Source organism: Ruegeria sp. D3, assembly GCF_056534465.1.
This window is the reverse complement of sequence record NZ_JBQFPK010000004.1, coordinates 57,940-76,454: the sequence shown is the minus strand read 5'-3', so window position 1 is coordinate 76,454 and position 18,515 is coordinate 57,940. Positions and strand designations below refer to the sequence as shown.

The 18,515-nt window shown below is 56.4% G+C and carries 16 protein-coding genes; 6 read left to right on the top strand and 10 right to left on the bottom strand.

The genetic code is table 11. From position 1 onward, the window contains the following. Positions 1–290: 290 nt before the first annotated feature. On the bottom strand, positions 291–1,025 hold the full coding sequence (locus ACR0DX_RS07230; RefSeq protein WP_170352319.1) for a methyltransferase domain-containing protein: 735 nt from the start codon (positions 1,023–1,025) through the stop codon (positions 291–293). Positions 1,026–1,087: 62 nt separating this feature from the next. On the opposite strand from ACR0DX_RS07230, the gene gloB reads away from it, so the two are divergent. After that, positions 1,088–1,855, top strand: a complete 768-nt coding sequence (gene gloB, locus ACR0DX_RS07225) for a hydroxyacylglutathione hydrolase (RefSeq protein WP_170352318.1) — start codon at positions 1,088–1,090, stop codon at positions 1,853–1,855. A 175-nt stretch (positions 1,856–2,030) separates the two neighbouring features. Further along, entirely contained in the window at positions 2,031–4,355 is a 2,325-nt protein-coding gene (clpA, locus tag ACR0DX_RS07220) for an ATP-dependent Clp protease ATP-binding subunit ClpA (protein ID WP_170352317.1), read from the top strand. An 802-nt stretch (positions 4,356–5,157) separates the two neighbouring features. Here the strand turns inward: clpA and ACR0DX_RS07215 are convergent. The 3 genes from ACR0DX_RS07215 to ACR0DX_RS07205 form a co-directional block, all read right to left on the bottom strand. Further along, positions 5,158–6,837 carry a peptidoglycan -binding protein gene (locus tag ACR0DX_RS07215; protein WP_170352316.1) on the bottom strand — a complete coding sequence of 560 codons (1,680 nt, stop codon included), beginning with the start codon at positions 6,835–6,837 and terminating at the stop codon, positions 5,158–5,160. Positions 6,838–6,840: 3 nt separating this feature from the next. Next, a complete protein-coding gene (locus ACR0DX_RS07210; RefSeq protein WP_170352315.1) occupies positions 6,841–8,019 on the bottom strand; it encodes a biopolymer transporter ExbB in 1,179 nt (392 codons plus the stop codon). 70 nt (positions 8,020–8,089) lie between these two features. Next, complete coding sequence (locus ACR0DX_RS07205; protein WP_170352314.1) at positions 8,090–8,620, bottom strand: gamma-glutamylcyclotransferase; 531 nt, start codon at positions 8,618–8,620, stop codon at positions 8,090–8,092. 67 nt (positions 8,621–8,687) lie between these two features. On the opposite strand from ACR0DX_RS07205, the gene ACR0DX_RS07200 reads away from it, so the two are divergent. Then, on the top strand, positions 8,688–9,689 hold the full coding sequence (locus ACR0DX_RS07200; protein WP_170352313.1) for a DUF2125 domain-containing protein: 1,002 nt from the start codon (positions 8,688–8,690) through the stop codon (positions 9,687–9,689). Between the two features lie 252 nt (positions 9,690–9,941). After that, a complete protein-coding gene (locus ACR0DX_RS07195; protein WP_170352312.1) occupies positions 9,942–10,562 on the top strand; it encodes an FkbM family methyltransferase in 621 nt (206 codons plus the stop codon). A 6-nt stretch (positions 10,563–10,568) separates the two neighbouring features. Here ACR0DX_RS07195 and ACR0DX_RS07190 read toward each other — a convergent pair whose 3' ends face one another. The 4 genes from ACR0DX_RS07190 to ACR0DX_RS07175 form a co-directional block, all read right to left on the bottom strand. Then, the gene (locus tag ACR0DX_RS07190; protein WP_170352311.1) at positions 10,569–11,384 is read right to left on the bottom strand and encodes an extensin family protein; all 816 of its coding nucleotides are present in this window, start codon (positions 11,382–11,384) and stop codon (positions 10,569–10,571) included. Then, positions 11,381–12,301, bottom strand: a complete 921-nt coding sequence (locus tag ACR0DX_RS07185; protein ID WP_170352310.1) for a prephenate/arogenate dehydrogenase family protein — start codon at positions 12,299–12,301, stop codon at positions 11,381–11,383. Before ACR0DX_RS07185 ends, ACR0DX_RS07190 begins: the two co-directional genes overlap by 4 nt. Then, positions 12,298–13,383, bottom strand: coding sequence for a histidinol-phosphate transaminase (gene hisC, locus ACR0DX_RS07180; RefSeq protein WP_170352309.1), 1,086 nt, complete (start codon positions 13,381–13,383; stop codon positions 12,298–12,300). The genes ACR0DX_RS07185 and hisC overlap by 4 nt, the downstream gene beginning before the upstream one ends. 65 nt (positions 13,384–13,448) lie before the next feature. Next, complete coding sequence (locus ACR0DX_RS07175; protein ID WP_480845629.1) at positions 13,449–14,864, bottom strand: aminotransferase class V-fold PLP-dependent enzyme; 1,416 nt, start codon at positions 14,862–14,864, stop codon at positions 13,449–13,451. Between the two features lie 102 nt (positions 14,865–14,966). Here ACR0DX_RS07175 and ACR0DX_RS07170 point away from each other — a divergent pair, with 102 nt between their 5' ends. Both ACR0DX_RS07170 and ACR0DX_RS07165 read left to right on the top strand, forming a co-directional pair. Beyond that, a complete protein-coding gene (locus ACR0DX_RS07170) occupies positions 14,967–15,428 on the top strand; it encodes an Lrp/AsnC family transcriptional regulator (RefSeq protein ID WP_170352307.1) in 462 nt (153 codons plus the stop codon). Positions 15,429–15,722: 294 nt separating this feature from the next. Continuing rightward, complete coding sequence (locus ACR0DX_RS07165) at positions 15,723–16,616, top strand: hypothetical protein (protein ID WP_170352306.1); 894 nt, start codon at positions 15,723–15,725, stop codon at positions 16,614–16,616. 88 nt (positions 16,617–16,704) lie between these two features. On the opposite strand, the gene rpsD is transcribed toward ACR0DX_RS07165, so the two are convergent. Next, the gene (gene rpsD, locus ACR0DX_RS07160) at positions 16,705–17,325 is read right to left on the bottom strand and encodes a 30S ribosomal protein S4 (RefSeq protein WP_170352305.1); all 621 of its coding nucleotides are present in this window, start codon (positions 17,323–17,325) and stop codon (positions 16,705–16,707) included. Positions 17,326–17,544: 219 nt separating this feature from the next. After that, entirely contained in the window at positions 17,545–18,039 is a 495-nt protein-coding gene (locus ACR0DX_RS07155) for a hypothetical protein (RefSeq protein WP_170352304.1), read from the bottom strand. Positions 18,040–18,515: the final 476 nt, after the last annotated feature.

The following is an 18,515-nucleotide window of genomic DNA, read 5'->3' as shown; positions in this document are numbered from 1 at the left end:
GCCCCGAATTCGCGTTGCGGCAGCTACCCCGGGGGCGTGAAGAAACCCCGGCCATACGGTCGGGGATCAAAATCACCGGGGATGTAGCAGAGCCGAACCCAGCTCGCAACATATTATCACGAGGGCAGGCTTATCCACAAAATGTTTGATTTCATGGGGTTACGCAGGGTGCGACCCTTTTGTCCGGTTGGAAGGGGCTAAAAATGTTACGAAAGTGTAGGTTTTTGCGATTCCTGTGACCATTTTCCCGCATTTTCTTCGCTTGGCGGAGTTCCAAAAGTGGACAAAAGTTAGGCGGGCTTCAGCAAACCGTCCAACGCCTTGATCGGCCGACGAACAGGATCCTTTGTGACGCTGCCGCTTGGAGGCCGGATGTGTTTAGTTGCTTCGACCATCAAGACGCCTCCGGCCATGACCGTGGGAATCCGCTGACCCGTTTTTTCAATCAAACTACCCGACTTGAGCCAAAATCGGCGGAATGACGGCGGCAAATACAATGCTGAACAATGGCTTTCCGGTTCAAAATGATGCGCCCGAAGTTGGTTTTCTAACTGCGTCGCTGAATAAGGGCGTCCAAAGCCAAACGGCGTCCGGTCCGTCCGCGACCACAACCCCGCGCGGTTGGGCACAATAAAGAACGCGCGCCCTCCGGGGCCCAGTACCCGCCAGCATTCATTCAATAGCTCGCTTGGCCGCTGCGAGGTCTCAAGCCCGTGCATCACCACCAGCTTGTCCACGTGCCCGGTCTCAATCGGCCACATCGTCTCTTCCGTCAAGACCGAAACATTGGGCATCCCCGCAGGCCATGGCATCACGCCTTGCGGCCCGGGCATTAGCCCAATCACCCGCCGAGCATCTGCCAGATAGGGGCGCAGCAAGGGTACGGCAAAGCCAAACCCGGCGACCGTCTGGCCCTTGGCTTCGGGCCATTGCGCGATCAACCGGCCCCGGATCGCCGCCTGCGCCGCACGCCCCAATGTGCTGCGGTAGTAGAAATTCCTAAGATCCTGCACATCAAGATGCATTGCGGACACCCGGTCAATCGGCTTAGCTTCGGCGCAGTCTAGCAACGAAAGGGCAAAAGACCATGCCTCTTGAGATCGTCACCATCCCATGTCTCAGCGATAACTACGCTTTTCTGGCGCATGACGCCGCAAGCGGCAACACCGCATTGATCGACGCGCCAGAGGCTGCCCCCATTCTGGCCCAGCTGGACCAGCGCGGCTGGACACTCAGCCACGTGTTACTGACGCATCACCACTTTGACCATGTGGACGGGTTGCCCGGCATTCTGGAAAAGCATCCCGCCAAAGTCATAGGGGCCGCTGCGGACGCGCACCGCTTACCGCCATTGGATCAACAAGTCAGCGATGGCGATACGTTTGAGCTGGGCGGAGAGCCGGTTCAGGTGCTGGATGTCTCGGGCCATACAGTTGGACACATCGCATTCTATATGCCGCAAAGCGCCGTTGTATTTACCGCCGACAGTTTGATGGCTTTGGGATGTGGTCGCCTGTTTGAAGGAACCGCCCCGCAGATGTGGGACTCATTATCCAAGCTGGCCGCTTTGCCCGACGATACTCTGGTGTGTTCGGGTCACGAATATACGCAATCCAACGCCAAATTCGCTCTGACCGTCGACCCAGACAATGCCGCGCTGCGCGACCGCGCGGCGGATATCGACCGCGTCCGTGCCGCTGGCGAACCTACGGTGCCGTCAAGTTTGGCGCTGGAAAAGGCCACAAATCCGTTTCTGCGCGCCGCTGATCCGGCGATTCAAGCGCATTTAGGGATGTCGGGCGCTGAACCCGCTGCGGTATTTGCAGAAATTCGGGCTAGAAAAGACAGGTTTTAATGCCTATTTCACCCGCTTCACGGCCACGGTCACAATAAATGTGACTGTCAAGTGAAAGAAAACCCTTGAAGCCGGGCCATGATCAACCAAACTCTAATAGTATGAGGACACGGTTGGGATGGGGATCCGGCCAAAAGCCCGCGCCCCTTCCGACCCAAGACAGAGGAGCACCCGCGTGCCTTCATTCTCGAGCACATTAGAACAAGCCATTCACGCGGCCCTTGCGGCTGCGAACGAACGGCGACACGAATTCGCCACGCTAGAGCATCTGCTGCTGGCGCTGCTGGAAGAACCGGACGCGATCCGAGTTATGAAAGCCTGCAGCGTCGATCTGGATGAGCTGCGCAGCACTCTGGTCGAATTCATCGACGAAGACCTGTCTAATCTGGTTACAGATATCGACGGGTCCGAGGCTGTGCCAACGGCCGCTTTCCAACGCGTGATCCAGCGCGCCGCCATCCACGTTCAAAGCTCGGGCCGGACCGAGGTCACGGGCGCAAACGTGCTGGTTGCGATCTTTGCTGAACGCGAAAGCAACGCGGCCTATTTCCTGCAAGAACAGGACATGACACGGTATGACGCGGTGAATTTTATCGCACATGGCGTCGCCAAAGACCCAGCTTACGGCGAAAGCCGATCGGTCTCGGGCGCGGATCAGGTCGAGGACGAAACGCAACCCTCTGCTGGCGAAGGTGAGCAGAAGGAAAGCGCACTTGGCAAATACTGCGTTGATCTGAACACCAAATCCCGTGCAGGGGACGTAGATCCGCTGATTGGCCGCGCGGATGAAGTTGAACGTTGCATTCAAGTGCTTTGCCGTCGCCGCAAGAATAACCCGCTGCTGGTGGGTGATCCGGGCGTGGGGAAAACCGCTATCGCCGAAGGTTTGGCCCATAAAATCGTCGTGGGCGAAGCGCCCGATGTGCTGTCCGAAACCACGATTTATTCGCTGGATATGGGCGCTTTGCTGGCGGGCACGCGTTATCGCGGTGATTTCGAAGAGCGACTGAAAGCAGTCGTAACCGAATTGGAAGAGCATCCCGATGCCGTGCTGTTCATTGACGAGATTCACACAGTCATCGGCGCAGGAGCCACTTCGGGCGGCGCAATGGATGCGTCGAACCTTCTGAAACCTGCCCTACAGGGCGGTAAACTTCGCACGATGGGTTCGACCACATACAAAGAGTTCCGGCAGCATTTCGAAAAGGACCGCGCGCTCAGCCGCCGGTTCCAGAAGATCGACGTGAATGAGCCTTCGGTCGAGGACAGCGTGAAAATCCTGCGCGGCCTTAAACCGTATTTTGAAGAGCATCACGCGATCAAATACACTGCGGACGCGATCAAAACGGCGGTGGAACTGTCGGCGCGCTACATCAATGACCGCAAACTGCCTGACAAGGCTATCGACGTTATTGACGAGGCCGGTGCAGCTCAGCATTTGGTCGCGGAAAGCAAGCGTCGCAAAACAATCGGCGTGAAAGAGATTGAGGCCGTGGTCGCCAAGATCGCGCGCATCCCGCCCAAGAACGTCACCAAAGACGATGCCGAGGTTCTAAAAGACCTTGAGACCTCGCTGAAACGGGTGGTGTTCGGTCAGGACGACGCCATTGTCGCGTTGTCCAGCGCAATCAAACTGGCGCGCGCGGGCCTTCGTGAACCTGAAAAGCCCATCGGTAACTACCTGTTCGCAGGTCCGACCGGTGTGGGTAAAACCGAAGTGGCGAAACAGCTGGCAGATACGCTGGGTGTAGAACTGCTGCGTTTCGACATGTCTGAATACATGGAGAAACACGCCGTTTCTCGTCTGATCGGTGCGCCTCCGGGTTATGTCGGGTTCGATCAGGGCGGTCTTCTGACTGACGGGGTTGACCAGCATCCGCATTGCGTGCTGCTGCTGGATGAGATCGAGAAAGCGCATCCGGACGTCTTCAACATCCTGTTGCAGGTTATGGATCATGGTGAGTTGACGGACCACAACGGCCGCACGGTGAATTTCCGCAACGTTGTGCTGATCATGACCTCGAACGCGGGCGCTCAGGAGCAAGCCAAGGCCGCGATCGGCTTTGGACGCGACCGTCGCGAAGGCGAAGATACCGCTGCGATTGAACGGACCTTCACACCGGAATTCCGCAACCGTCTGGACGCGGTGATTTCGTTCGCGCCGCTGCCGAAAGAGGTCATCCTTCAAGTTGTCGAGAAATTCGTGCTGCAACTCGAGGCACAGTTGATGGACCGCAATGTGACCTTTGACCTGACACCCAAGGCCGCCGAATGGTTGGCGGACAAAGGGTATGACGACAAGATGGGTGCGCGCCCGCTGGGCCGCGTCATTCAGGAACACATCAAGAAGCCTTTGGCCGAGGAGCTGCTATTCGGCAAGCTGGCCAAGGGCGGCGTGGTCCGCGTTTCGGTCAAGAAAGGCGATCTGAACCTGGAAATTCTGGGCCCCGATCAGCCCCGCATACCGGGCGACAAACCACCCTTGCTCACAGCCGACTGATCGATGAGAAAAGAAAAACCCGCCCAATACGGCGGGTTTTTCATTGCACCGTTGTCTCGGTTGATCCCATAGCGGTGTTAAATACGGCTTCGACCTCTTCCTGCGAGCCAAGCGATACGCTGACAAAAACGAACGGGCATAACGTACGCCTTCACCGCCTTGAGAAAGGGCAGACAAAAGCGCGATGCCAATATCTCGGGCTTTTCTAATCGATCCGGCCTGGCTTGGATCGAAATATTCGAAGTCAATAAAGCGTATTCTGCGCCCGTCCCAGCACATGTCCCGAAATGCGGGGCGCCCATGCGCCAGATCCGCTGCATGCAGACGCGCAAGCGCTTTCCCGGCCGCACTGCAGGCCGCCAATTTCTCCATTTTGGTTACAAGCGGGTCGCCGCATAAGGCGCTCAAACTATGCCCTGCGTCTGCGACTACAAAATAGCTGTCACTTTCCAGAAGAACCGCCGGAACGGGAACTCCGCAACTGCGCAGGAAGCGATGCGATCGCCGGTCCCTATCAAAAGCTTGCCCGGGCAACCCCTTCACAGCCCAAAGGTGTGGACCCGAACGCTCGATCCGTTTGAGCCAAACCGCGGCCCCACAGCGCATTTCGCACCTTGTTACACGACGGTAAGGAGCGCTTAGTGCGCTATCAACAATATAGAGAAGTTCCGAAACGCCTGCTTTCACGATCCCTACCCGTTCAACCTAGGGTACATAATATAGGGATGCGCGTGGCCTTTTCCATGCGACTACGCCGCTATTTTAGCGTAGGTTCAGACCGTCCCAAATCAGAGATACACAATCAGCGTTCGGTCAGTTTCAGCTCGATCCGGCGGTTCTGGGCGCGGGCTTCTGGCGTGTCCGCCGGGTTTACAGGCTGAAACTCCCCAAACCCGTTGGCCGCCAGGCGGTTCGGTGGGATACCCAGCGCTTCGACCATATACAGCACGACCGACAACGCGCGGCCCTGGCTAAGTTCCCAGTTATCGCGATAACGACCTGATCCTGCCAGTGGGACGTTGTCGGTATGACCATCGACCCGGATAACCCAGTTCAGACCTTCTGGGATCTCGGCTGCCACGGTCCGCAGGATGTTGGCAACTTTTGCGACCTCAAGCTGGCCTGCGGGGGACAGAACGGCCGAGCCGGTATCAAACAAAACCTCGGACGAAAACACAAAGCGGTCGCCTTCGATCCGAACACCCTCCTGATCCCCCAAAACATCCCGGAGCCGGCCGAAGAATTCCGAGCGATAGCGCTGCAAATCCTCAGCCTGAGCAGCCAGTTCTTCGTTCTGACCCGAAAGCTTTTCGGCTTCGGCTTCCAACCGGACGCGCTCAGCCTCTTCCAGAAGTCGGCGGCGGCGCTCTTCCGAGGCCGCACGGGCAAGTGCAGCGTTCAGATCCTGCCCCAACGTCTGAATGCGGATGTCGGCGGCAGCGTTTCGCTCTTCGTAGTCGTCCAGCAAGGCTTGCAAACCGCCCAGCTGGTTACGGAGGGCGGCCATCTGCTGATTCAGCAGCGCGGTTTGGCGCTGCGCTTTTGCGGAAACCGCCTGTTCTGCCGAGATCGCTTCGCGCGCGACGGCCAGCAGCGCAGCTCTTTCCTCTGCTAGCGTGCGCTGCTCCTGCGCTTCGGTCTGGGCCTGCGTGCGCGCAGCCAAGGCAGCTTCAAGCTGGGCTTGCAACTCCTCAGTATTCAACTCGCCGAACTGACGCTCCAACTCTGCTTTGGCGGCTTGCGCCGCCGCAAGAAGGGTAAGCGTATCCTCGGCCTCTTTCCTTTGCGCCTCTAGCGCAAGCGTCATGGCCGTCAGTTCCGCATCCGCATCCTGAAGCCGGTTTCGCAGGTTTTCTGCCGCTGCTGCCTCGGCCAATCGGGCGGTTTCTTCTGCGCTTAGCTGCTCTTCGAGCTCGGAAATCAATGCCTCTTGGGCCGTGCCGCTTTGTTCGAGATCAGCAACAAGTGCCTCAAGCGCCTCACGTCGCGCGGCTGCCAGACGCGCGGCCTCGGCCTGTGCGTCAATTTCCGAACGGCTTTGGGCAAGGGCAAGGTTCAACGCTTCTTGTTCGGTCAACAGGGTCTCACGTTCCGACTCCAGCGACGCGATGGCCCCGCGCGCGCGTTCCTGATCTGCAAGAAGCGCAGCGACCTGATCTTCAAATTTAGTGAGACGCAACTGAGCATCAACAAGTTCGCCTTCGACTTGGGACAAGGTCGAATTCAAAGCTCCCAACCGCGCCTCAAGCCGACTGTTCTCACGCTCTTCCAAACCCAGCGCGTTGGCCAACGCGGCAACCTCGCCAGACAAGGCAGACAGCTCATCTTCCTGACCCGAGATCGTTTCACGCAGAACGAATTGCACGACCATGAAAATGGTCAGGACAAAGGTCAGCACCATCAACAGCCCAGTGATCGCATCCACGAAGCCTGGCCAGACAGAGCCCTGAAACCGTTGACCTGTGCGGCGAGACAGGGCCATGGGTTATTCTCCGTCCGGAGTGGTGCGAACGGCGCCCCGTGGCAAGGTCAAAGCCTTGACCAACAGTTCAATGTCTTTGCGCAGTTCACTCATGCTTTCCTGGCGACCCGCCGAGATTTCTTCGAGAATACGAAGTAACTGAACATCCATGGACCGCAGGCGCATGCGGCTTTCGGCATCGATCCCATCGCCAGTGCCTTGCTCGCGCATGTGGTCCAACAAGGCATCCTGTCCCAGAGCAACGCGTTCCAGCGCGGCTGTGACCCCTTCGGCCTCGGACTGGCGCATGTTCATTTCACCTATCGAACTGACCAGCTGATTCAGGTTGGCGGACACCGATGCGCGGTCGGCCTCTTGCGCTTCGAAAAGATCCTGCAACGCATTCATCTGTTCGGACATTGCATCCAGAACAGGGGTAAGAACCGCCAGTTCAGCCCCACCTTCATCACCAGAAGCGAACCCGACTCGGGTGATTGACGACAGCCACTCTTCCAACTCGCGGTAGAACCGGCTTTGCCCGTGACCTGCAAACAGTTCAAGCAGGCCGACGATCAACGATCCGGCCAAACCCAAAAGCGATGACCCAAAGGCCACGCCCATACCCTGCAGCTGCGCCTCGAGCCCGACCATAAGGCGGTTGAAGACAGCCAGCCCTTCTTCCCCTTCTTGGGGGTTTAGGCTGCGGATCGTGTCAACAATGGCCGGAACAGTTGTCGCCAGACCAAAGAAAGTGCCCAGCAGACCCAGATAAATCAGAACATTGGTGATGTAACGCGTGATCTCGCGTTCTTCTTCAACCCGTTCTGCTACCGAGTCCAGAATGGACCGGGTCGAGCTAGAGCTGATCTGAGACCGCGCCCCACGTTCCCGCAGCAGCGACGCCAGAGGGGCCAAGAGCTGCGGGGTCCGAGCGTCTTCGCGTACGACGCCACCGACGAAGGCTTCGATCCAACGAACCGAGCCGATCAGCTGTGTCACCTGATAAAAACAGGCCAATACGCCGATGCCAAATACCAGCAGAATGAACCCGTTCAGGTAAGGGTTGGCGTAGAAAACAGGCAGAACATAGGGCAGAGCCATAAAAACTCCGCCACCCGCCAGTGCAATCGCAACCAACATCGTTACGATCTGACGAATGGGTTGCGAGAAATGCGGTCTCGCGCTTTGATGTGCCTGCGCCATGCGCGTGGTTCCCGGTCTTTAGCTGCTCTGAGGATAAATCTAGCGAAAATCCGCCGGTTACGCCAAGGGTTTATGCGGTAATGTCACGCACGCGTTGCGCCAACCACTCAAGATCGGCATCGTGCAGGCCAATCTCGGCCAGATGTTCGGCAGTGTTATAAAGGTATTCAGTGTTTGGCCCCCGACCACCAACGGCGTGTGCGATGATCTGGGCCTGCTCTTCCAAAGGCATTCCCCCGCAATACTGCACATGGTCTTTTTCGATCACGTAAGTGACCGCATTGACCGTGTCACCGGTTTCCAAATGCACATCCAGCATCTTTTCGACATAGGCGGAAGATATCAACTCGCGCTCTCGCAGCTCTTGTAAGGTGCGATCTTCGTGGCCTGCCTGAACCTCAAGAGCCAACCCTTTGCACTGTGCGTCGTCTTGTTCATCCAGCGCCAGAACAAGGCCCGGCTCATCCTCGGTACCGCGATGGTGAATCGAACTCATGCAAAATGAGCGTGCGTAGCCGATCAAAGTCGCGCGTTCACTGCGGGCCACAGGAAAGCCGGGATTCCACAACAGCGACCCATATCCGAAAACCCACATCGTCATAACTCTGGTCCTTGCCCGTTTGCGCCTATAAACATCAAATTTGAGGTGGGAAAAAGGGCCAACTGCCATGCGCGGGCTGATACGAGTCATCATTGTCATAACTGTGATCTGGAGCGCTTACTGGTTCGTCGCCGGCATCGGCTTGCGAAACGCGATCACGACTTGGTTCGACACGCAGCAAGAACAGGGCTGGCAAGCCGAGTTCGCTGAGGTCACAACAGCCGGATACCCGTTGAGCCACGTAACACGCCTGAGCAGTCCCGCGCTTGCCGACCCGTTCAACGGCACCGCCTGGAGCGCCGATTGGATTCAATTCCAAAGCCCCGCAATCTGGCCCGGCAGACAGGTTTTGCGTTTTGCCGACACGCCGCAACGGCTGTCCTATTTTGATCAGACATCGGCCATTCAAGCCGCTGATATGCAAGCTGAGCTACAGCTTCAGCCCGGTGTTGCGCTGGTCCTGGAAAAGATGGCCCTGACAGCCGGAGCATGGTCGGTCGCCGACAATTCCGAGGCCCTGGCCGGAGGCGAAACCCTGGCGCTTGTAATGGAGCAGACTGAGACGCCCGAAACATACATGATCAGCGCTCGCATTGATGCCTTCATGCCCGGGGATGAGTTGCGCGCGCTGATGCGATCAGCCACCACACTGCCGCAGACCTTCGAAACGCTCGAGTTGGACATGCGTGCAACATTCGACAGACCTTGGGACCGGTCCGCGCTGGAACTGAGCAGGCCGCAACCCGTGAACATTGAACTCCGTCTGGCCGAGATGAAATGGGGCGCGCTGCGCTTGTTCGCTGCCGGAGAGTTGGACGTTGACCCCCAAGGCATCCCCACCGGCGAGATCGCAATCAAGGCAGAAAACTGGCGCGATATGATTGCCATGGCCAATGCAGCAGGCGCCCTGCCCGATCAGGCGGTTGATCCGGTAACCCGTGCCTTAAACTTCATGGCGGGCCTAGGCGGCAACCCCAACGCACTGGACTTGCAGCTTAATTTCCGCGACGGCTTTGTCGCGCTCGGCCCCTTGCCAATCGGGCCTGCACCGCGTTTGATCCTACGCTAACAACTTCTGCTTTAAATCTGTCCAAGGGGCGTCGAATATGGGTCTGAAAACCGCGTTGTCCAACAAACCGTCCCGCTGGGCGCTGAAAAGGTTCGAAACGCCATCTTGCGCGATCTCTGGAAAGACGATGTCGTTTTTTTCCGCCAGATGCAGGATCACTGCCTGATCTACTACCCACATGACGTCATAGGAGAACAGATCACCTAAGGCGGTGAATACGGCCGTAGGGTTCTAAGTGCGCTTTCAAACTACTTGAAACAGGAAGGCGCTGCGCTGAGCGCTAGTACGGTTCTTGAAATTGGCGCAAATATCGGAACGCATACTGTCTATTTCTTCCGTGACCTTGAATGCACGCATGTCATTGCGTTGGAGCCTGATCCACAAAACTATGACCTGCTAACGCGGAACATAAAACTCAACAATCTGGGCGACCGCGTCACGCATCTCCAAGTGGGTGCATCCAGCACCTCCGGCCAATTGCCTTTCGTTTCAAACGAAATGAATAGGGGCGGATCAAGGATTGGCGATCACTCCGATGAAGCGATAGTAGTTGATATCACCACGGTTGACCGCTTGTTTGAACAGTACAGTGAGCCTTTCAAAGATCTTTCCTTGATATGGATTGATGTCGAAGGGCACGAGCTTGAAGTGCTGGAAGGGGTATTGAAGACGCTACAAACCTGTCGCCCGGCAGTGTTCCTCGAATATACCCCTTCAGAGTCGTCTGCTCACAATAAAAAACTGCGTGACCTTCTGTTCGATCACTATGAACACGTCATCGATTTTGGCCGCCAACCTACACCACTAACGGCGCAATCGTTCGACGCAATACAGGGCCAGACGGACCTTCTGGCGTTCGACAAAAGAAAATAAGCTCGGTCAGCGGCAGTAAGGCCCACGCCGGTGCCGGGCCGTGTCCAGATGGAAATGGTCGCGGTGGTACCGATCCGAATTCGGACCAAGCACTGTTCCAAACGGCCCACACGCGTTGCGCCAGATCTTGGTCAACTGCTTTTTTGAAGGGTTCTTGCGCCATCCGTTTAAAACCGTCACCACCTCACCATCGGCCATCTTGAAACCTGAGATATCAATCGCGCGCCCCTTGCCGTGTTCCGAGATTTTTGCACCCGTGCGATTGTTTCGCGTCCGGCAAGCGTAGTGCGCAGCAACTTGCAGCTCGACCACGGGTCCGCGACGCCGGAACGTTGGCTTGACGGATTTGTCCACCCATTCATTCAAAGCGATTGCCGTGCCGCAATCCATCGTAGAAGGTCTGCTAAGCGCAACCCCCGATACCGACGTGACTTGCACGGCATCCTTGATCCCACAGGCTTTGATCCTACCCGGAACCTTGCCAACGGCCTTGCCCTGAATCGCAATATCACCACAGACCGAGCCTTTGCGCAGTTTGCGCTTTTTGAACAACGCCTGTTGTTCGACCGCCTTGGGCCGCTTGTAAGGCATCAACGATGTATCCGGTCCAAGCGACGGCAAATCCAGTGGCCGCGCAGCGGTAGCGATAACCTGAGCGGATTCCGGACGCATGGCAGGGCGCAATCTGGTCGGCTGCGCATAGGCTAAAACAATACTTTCTGCAGGGCGCGAAAGGGGGACCAGGGACTGATCCAAAGGCGCCGCAGGAACCGTCGTTGCGCCGAGCGCAAGCAATCCGATCAGCAATACCTTAAGCGTCATGAGGTTGTCTTTCCTCGCCCAAAGTCCGGCGCATCAGTATCCTGGCCAGCGTCGATAATCCCACGACGGATCGCCCGAGTGCGGGTGAAATAGTCGAAAAGCTGCTCTCCATCGCCGGTTCGGATGGCGCGTTGCAGGGCGAATAACTCCTCGGTAAAACGTCCAAGGATTTCCAGCGTCGCGTCTTTATTGGTTAGAAACACGTCGCGCCACATGGTCGGATCCGAGGCCGCGATGCGCGTGAAATCCCGAAAACCTGCGGCCGAGTACTTAATGACCTCGCTATCCGTCACCCGACGCAGATCATCGGCCACACCAACCATAGTATAAGCGATCAGGTGCGGCGCATGAGACGTCACCGCCAACACCAAATCGTGGTGATCGGCATCCATCTCATCGACATTGGCACCCATGCCCTCCCACAAGGCGCGCAACCGCGCCACAGCGTCAGGGTCAGACCCCTTGACCGGCACCAGCAGGTTCCAACGATTGTCGAACAGTTCAGCAAAACCGGATTCGGGCCCGGAATGCTCGGTCCCGGCCAACGGGTGGGCAGGAATGAAATGCACGCCATCAGGAATATGGGGCGATACCGCCTCGATCACATGTCGTTTCACCGAGCCCACATCAGACACGGTCGCCCCAGGCTTCAGAACAGGCGCGATGTCTGCAGCAACCGCCCCCATCGCACCAACCGGCACACAAAGAACGACAAGATCGGCGCCCTTGGCCGCCTCTTGCGCTGAATCGCAAACCCGATCGCACAGGCCGATCTTCCGCGCGATTTCGCGCGTCTCGGCAGACCGCGCATACCCCGTCACTTCGCCAGCAAGCCCGGCGCGTTTGATCGCCCAGAACATGGATGAAGCAATCAGGCCCAACCCGATCAAGGCAACACGATCGTAAACCTGGCTCATGCTGCGCCCTCTTTGAATGCGGTGATAGCTTCAACGACCCGGCGACACGCGTCTTCATCGCCGACTGTGATGCGCAGCGCATTTGGCAAGTTGTATCCCGCCACACGCCGCACGATCAAACCTTGGGTTTTCAGATAGTCATCGCAAGCCTCAGCTTCGGCCTGATCGGTGAACCGGGCGAGGATGAAATTGGTGCAGGACGCATCCGAAGGCACGCCGATCTTGGCCAGTTCGTCGGACAACCACACCCGCAGGCGCGCGTTTTCGGCCTGACAGTGAGACAGGAACTCTTCGTCCTTAACCGCAGCTTCGGCCGCCGCCAAAGCGGCCAGTGATAAGTTAAACGGCTGCCGCACTCGGTTGAGCACATCAATGATCGACTGCGCGGCATAGCCCCAGCCGACGCGCATCCCACCCAGACCGTACACTTTCGAGAACGTCCGAGTCATGATCACATTGTCGAACCGATCCACGATGGACGCTCCGCCATCAAAATCATCGACGAACTCGACATAGGCCCCGTCGATTACCATCAGGCAACTGTCGGGCAGAGCCTCGGCCAGCCGCACAAGCTCACTTTCAGGGATCATGGTCGAGGTCGGGTTACCCGGATTGGTCACGAACACGATCCGTGTCTGACCGGTGACGGCGGCAAGGATGTTGTCCACGTCGACGTGGCGATCCTTTTCAGGAACCATCACAGGTGTCGCGCCAGCCATCCGCGCGATGATCGGATACATGGAAAACCCGTGCTCGGTATAGATGACCTCATCCCCCGGCCCGGCATAGGCTTGGGCGACGAACTGCAGCACTTCGTCGCTCCCCACACCGCAGATGATCCGTGCCGGGTCCAGTCCGTGGCGCGCACCGATTGCGTCGCGCAGAGGCGCGTGGTCCGTACTGGGATAGCGATGCAGGGTGGCGGCACTGTCGCGCACGGCTTCGATCGCCTTGGGACTTGGACCAAAAGGGTTTTCGTTGGAACTAAGCTTGATCACATGCGCAACCCCCGCCACATGCGACTGACCGCCCTGATAAAGCGCGATGTCCATAATGCCGGGTTGCGGGGTAATCTTGGTCATAAGAGGCTCCGTTGATTGGAGCCCCTCATACCTGTCTCAACGCGTTGAGAAAAGCGGCAATTCCGTCACGCCGCTTTGAAGCGGGCAGTCGCCGGGTCGGCGCTGTAGAACGGGGCAAACTCTGATGTGCGCCGCGACAGATCATTGACGCTGTCGATGATGAAGCGAACCGTATCCTCGCTCATCAAATACGAGAAATTCAGACGTACCCAGCCAGGCTTTTTCATCTCTTCCCCAGCAGACAGCGCCGCGTGTAGTTCATCCGAAGTCGACTGGTCGATTTCCAAAAGACGGTGCGCATACGGCCCAGCACACGCGCAGCCACCACGCGCTTGTATTCCATAGATATCACTCAACATCCGCGTGAAGAGCTGCTGGTGTACCGGATTCCCCGCGTTATCTCGCACCAGGAATGAATAGATAGGCAACCGGTGCGCGTTTTCGGAACCCAGAAGCGTCAGGTTAGGATTATTCCCCCAACCCGCGATCGCCATACGGTTATAGCGCGCCTCACGCTCGGCGATCTCATCTTCTCCAACCGTGTCCTTGACGATAAAGGCCAAAGCCGCGCGGATATCACCAATGACGTTCGGCGTTCCGGCCTCCTCTCGCGTTGCAAGATCGGTGCTGTAGTCATGCCGCCATGGCGAGACAAAGCTGACAGTCCCACCGCCCGGCCAACTTGGACTGCGGCGCGTCACCATATTCTGGTTAACAACCAACACACCCGAGGCCCCCGGCCCGCCCGGAAACTTGTGCGGAGAGACCACAATTGCATCCTTGCACGTATCGCCCTGCCCCATGCTCATCGGCAGATAGGGTCCGCCTCCGGCGTAGTCCCATACGGCAAGCGCGCCATGCGCTTTGAGAATCCGTGTCACCGGATCAGGGTCGGTGATAATGCCTGTTACATTGGAGGCGGCCGAAAACGACCCGATGATCAGATCCGACGCGGCATGGTCGTACAGAATACGTTCTAGCACTTCCAGATCGACACCACCGCCCGGCGCTTCGGGAATTTCAATCACCCGCGCCTTGCTTTCGCGCCATGGCAGGATGTTCGAGTGATGCTCGTACGGCCCCAACAACACAACCGGCCGGTCTGCCTCGTTCACTCCCATCAGGCTGACCAGCCGGTTGAGGCCCGCGGTGGCGCCGGATCCGGTAAAGATCACCGCATCCTCTTCCTTGGCACCAACGACACGGGCAATCTCGGCCCGCGCCTCGCGGCGCAGGCGGGTCATGTAAGACCCACAATAGGAAGCTTCGGTGTGACTGTTGGCATAAAACGGCAACACATGCTCGGCCACAAAATCCTCGACTTGCCGCAATGCGCGGCCCGACGCGACATAATCCGCATACACAAGCGGCACGTCCCCGTTCAGACCCGGGATCATAACGTTCTCACCAATCAATCCGCCTCGCAGGGTCGAGATGCAGTTAGCGGATTGGATGGTCGAGCGGAAATGGGACAGGGTCATAGATCAGGCTCCTTGTTGTGCCATCAATATGATTGGTATTTGATCAATAAACTTCACATATTTTTGGATTTATTCATCTCATATTGTGTCATATGATTAATAATGATGAAAAATTTAGATCAGATTGATCAAGGCATTCTACGCGAACTACAGAAAGATGCCACGCTGTCCCAGCGAGAGCTGGCCGATCGCGTCGGGCTGTCCCAAAACGCGTGTTGGCGGCGCTTGAAAGCGTTGAACGAAAGCGGTGTCATCATTGGCTCGACAGCACGGATCGCCCGAGAAAAACTGGGCCTAAGCCTTGTGGTGTTTGTTATGTTGCGCACCCGGCATCATTCAGCAGACTGGCTGCAAGCATTTCGCAGTCACGTACTTACAATTCCAGAAGTTGTAGACTTTCATCGCATTGGAGGGGACTACGACTATCAGCTGAAAGTCGTAACCCAAGACATGGCGTCCTACGACAAGGTTTATCAGCGCCTGATCGAAAAGGTCGAGCTGGACAGTGTCACGTCCTATTTCGCTATGGAAGCGATTGCCGAGGGACGGCCGTTACCGATCTAGGGCAGCAGACTATTCGCTTTAAAAAAGCAACTTTCGCGGCAGATTCGACGCATTAAAAGCAGTCAAATTAGGTAAAAAACTCATTTTCTTGAGAATGTCACAAACTCGTGTATGATACTGGTGTTTCAGGACCAAAAGATAAAAGCGAGAATTCGCACTGGGAATTGGGGGCGATTTCCTAAAGGCTAGAACCTCATGGGCGTATGCCGCGCGTAGGTGGACAGTAAGGCTGTTTGGCTTTTTGTCCTTTAGCTTCTGCGTGTGGTTTTGTTTTGGTTAAATGTGGAGGGGGCCATGCCCAAGAATAGTAACCCTAATTCTATGGCGACGATCACGTCGTCCACCAAGACTCGGACAATCGACTTTGAAAGTGATGACGACGGCCTGTTGCTGGCTGGTGATACCGGAGATCAATTTGTTTTTGCCGATTTCACAGTAACGGGTGTTTCAAACTCTCCGTCAGGGATTTCAAACGAAGCCATGATTTTTGACAGCGCCAATCCAACTGGTGGCGACACTGACTTGGCGACAGTCTCTCAGGGGAATCTTTTGATCGTTTCCGAAGACGGGGATTCCTCGGATCCTGACGACGAAGCAGGCGGCGGAACGCTGACGTTTGACTTCAACACACCAGTGAACCTGACCAGTATCGCATTGGTCGATGCGTTCGAAGGTGGTGCGCAATTCGAAGCCTTTGATAGCGAGGGGAACTCGCTTGGGGTCATCGTCATTGCGGCCGAAGGCGACGGCTCTGACGGTAAAGTCGGCACTGTTGATCTTAGCCAATTCGAAGATGTATCGCAGCTTGTGGTCACTTTTGACGAAAGTGGTGCCGTCGACGACCTGATGTATGAGATTGAACAGTGTATTACTGTCGACAAGGACATCTCTAACATTGTCCTTTACCTCGATTGCGAGGACGAGGTCATCAAGTTCAAGATCGACGATTTTGGCGATGGTGTTAACGAAATCACTGTCGCAGAGCTGGAGCAATATCTCGACAAGACCGACTTTGGTGATTGCGACATACTCGGCCTTACAATCAAAGCGGGTAACAACGGCGGCGAGTTCGGGCCAGGTGAAGGTGAATACATCGACGTAATTACCGATGACACTTTTGACACCGGCACTTCTGCCAAAGCAGACGTCGAAGTATCCGCTGCCGATTTCTTCATGCATATCGTTTGATAGCGGACACGTTCTGAACAAGAACAGTGTAGGAAACAAAAAAGGCCGCGAAGATCGCGGCCTTTTTTATAAACTGTATCGGCGAAGATTAGTTCTTCGCGTAGAATTCGACGACCAGGTTCGGTTCCATCATGACCGGGTAAGGTACATCGCTCAGACCCGGGGCGCGCACGAAGGTCGCGGTCATTTTCGAATGGTCGGCATCGATGTAGTCGGGAACATCACGCTCGGCCAGTGCAACAGCTTCCAGAACAACAGCCAGTTGTTTGGACTTGTCGCGCACTTCGATAACGTCGCCTTCTTTGACGCGGTAGCTGGGGATGTTGACCCGCTTGCCGTTCACTTTGACGTGGCCATGGTTCACGAACTGACGTGCGGCAAACACGGTCGGCACGAATTTGGCGCGGTATACAACGGCGTCCAAACGACGCTCGAGCAGGCCGATCAGGTTTTCACCGGTGTCGCCCTTAACACGCTCGGCTTCGGCGTAGATGCGACGGAACTGCTTCTCGGTCAGGTCGCCGTAGTAGCCCTTCAGTTTCTGCTTGGCGCGCAGCTGCAGACCGAAGTCCGACAATTTGCCCTTACGGCGCTGGCCGTGCTGACCGGGGCCGTATTCACGACGGTTGACCGGGGATTTCGGACGACCCCAGATGTTTTCGCCCATCCGGCGGTCGATTTTGTGCTTGGCAGACGTGCGTTTCGTCACGGCTGATCTCCTTCTTTGTGGTCGAAGGCGTTCCCCCGTGAAGGGAGCAGACGCCTACTATGAAGGGCGTTGTCCTCTTGAGGTTTCCCCCATGACAGGCATCCCCTTGCGGGGGCCACCAACACCAATGAAGCCGCGCTTATATCCCCAGCTCAGGCAGAGTCAACACGTGGAGCATGAGAAGATGTGATTTTTCGGACGCAAAAACTGCGATGTCGCTCAGTCCATTGCCTGAGCAGCATTCACCGCTGGCAAACGCGGGACTGGGTGAATGTCAGAAGCCATGCTGGGTCGCGTCGGAAATGCAATAACGGTATCCGCTGTACCCGTGGATTGATCATTGGCAACCCTGATCTCGATCACCTCGTCGACCCAGAATTCTTGTTCACGCGTAGGCAATCCATTTTCGAACACAAGAACCGGATCGCCCAGGGTGCCGACGCTGTGCAATAAAGCTGAATACTGTTGCGCACCATTTGTCAGAACAATTACGCCTAACGCGTCACCATCCAGCTCTTGTTCAGAGATAAAGTGATCCGGCAGCCGAGAACGCAAGCCCTTCGCCGTGTCTGTGAAATCTTCAACGCAGAGAATATGTCCCCGCCACGACCACACTGCCCCTACAGCCATGAACGACAATGGCGCCCCTTCAAGACCATCCAATTCTGTTTGCGCCCACGAAATGGCCACACGACCGCTTTGTCCGGTTCTCATCTTTACCGCCTGCACTTAGAAACAAATCACTGCTCACGTGGACGTTCTTATCAGCCATAATTCGGGCAGAAAAGAGACGTTAATGTAACGTTCATAAAGTTGTTGCTATTGAGAATCATAATTTCGGATCTGCAGAGAAACTATCCCGCTGGCAAACCCTAAATTGTTGTCAAATCCGGCATCAGTGTGCCGCCCGAGAACGCTTCAGAATCTGGCTATGATGAAGCGGCGATTTGGTTTCGTTCCTCCAACTAACCCTCGCGGAGAAGCTGCTCGCCTAAGTGTAGCTGGATGCAAACCGTATTGCTTTGCCAACGAAGGCACAGAATGTAAGCGCCGGGTGTCGCCCCCAGCTGTCGCCGACAACATTCAGTTTAGTATTCATTTCGCCTTTTGTCTGATCATCAGCCGCCCGCATACACCTTTTTCGATGCTCAAGCTGGTCGCTGTGCCTTTAGGTAGGTAGAATTGAAAAT

Excerpts from the sequence above, each read along its gene's own strand:
- ACR0DX_RS07190 (WP_170352311.1), bottom strand. The coding sequence starts at position 11,384 with ATGACGCTTAAGGTATTGCTGATCGGATTGCTTGCGCTCGGCGCAACG.
- ACR0DX_RS07230 (WP_170352319.1), bottom strand. The coding sequence starts at position 1,025 with ATGCATCTTGATGTGCAGGATCTTAGGAATTTCTACTACCGCAGCACA.
- ACR0DX_RS07170 (WP_170352307.1), top strand. The coding sequence starts at position 14,967 with ATGATGAAAAATTTAGATCAGATTGATCAAGGCATTCTACGCGAACTA.
- ACR0DX_RS07175 (WP_480845629.1), bottom strand. The coding sequence starts at position 14,864 with ATGACCCTGTCCCATTTCCGCTCGACCATCCAATCCGCTAACTGCATC.
- ACR0DX_RS07165 (WP_170352306.1), top strand. The coding sequence starts at position 15,723 with ATGCCCAAGAATAGTAACCCTAATTCTATGGCGACGATCACGTCGTCC.
- gloB (WP_170352318.1), top strand. The coding sequence starts at position 1,088 with ATGCCTCTTGAGATCGTCACCATCCCATGTCTCAGCGATAACTACGCT.
- ACR0DX_RS07185 (WP_170352310.1), bottom strand. The coding sequence starts at position 12,301 with ATGAGCCAGGTTTACGATCGTGTTGCCTTGATCGGGTTGGGCCTGATT.
- hisC (WP_170352309.1), bottom strand. The coding sequence starts at position 13,383 with ATGACCAAGATTACCCCGCAACCCGGCATTATGGACATCGCGCTTTAT.
- ACR0DX_RS07210 (WP_170352315.1), bottom strand. The coding sequence starts at position 8,019 with ATGGCGCAGGCACATCAAAGCGCGAGACCGCATTTCTCGCAACCCATT.
- ACR0DX_RS07200 (WP_170352313.1), top strand. The coding sequence starts at position 8,688 with ATGCGCGGGCTGATACGAGTCATCATTGTCATAACTGTGATCTGGAGC.
- ACR0DX_RS07215 (WP_170352316.1), bottom strand. The coding sequence starts at position 6,837 with ATGGCCCTGTCTCGCCGCACAGGTCAACGGTTTCAGGGCTCTGTCTGG.
- ACR0DX_RS07205 (WP_170352314.1), bottom strand. The coding sequence starts at position 8,620 with ATGACGATGTGGGTTTTCGGATATGGGTCGCTGTTGTGGAATCCCGGC.
- ACR0DX_RS07155 (WP_170352304.1), bottom strand. The coding sequence starts at position 18,039 with ATGAGAACCGGACAAAGCGGTCGTGTGGCCATTTCGTGGGCGCAAACA.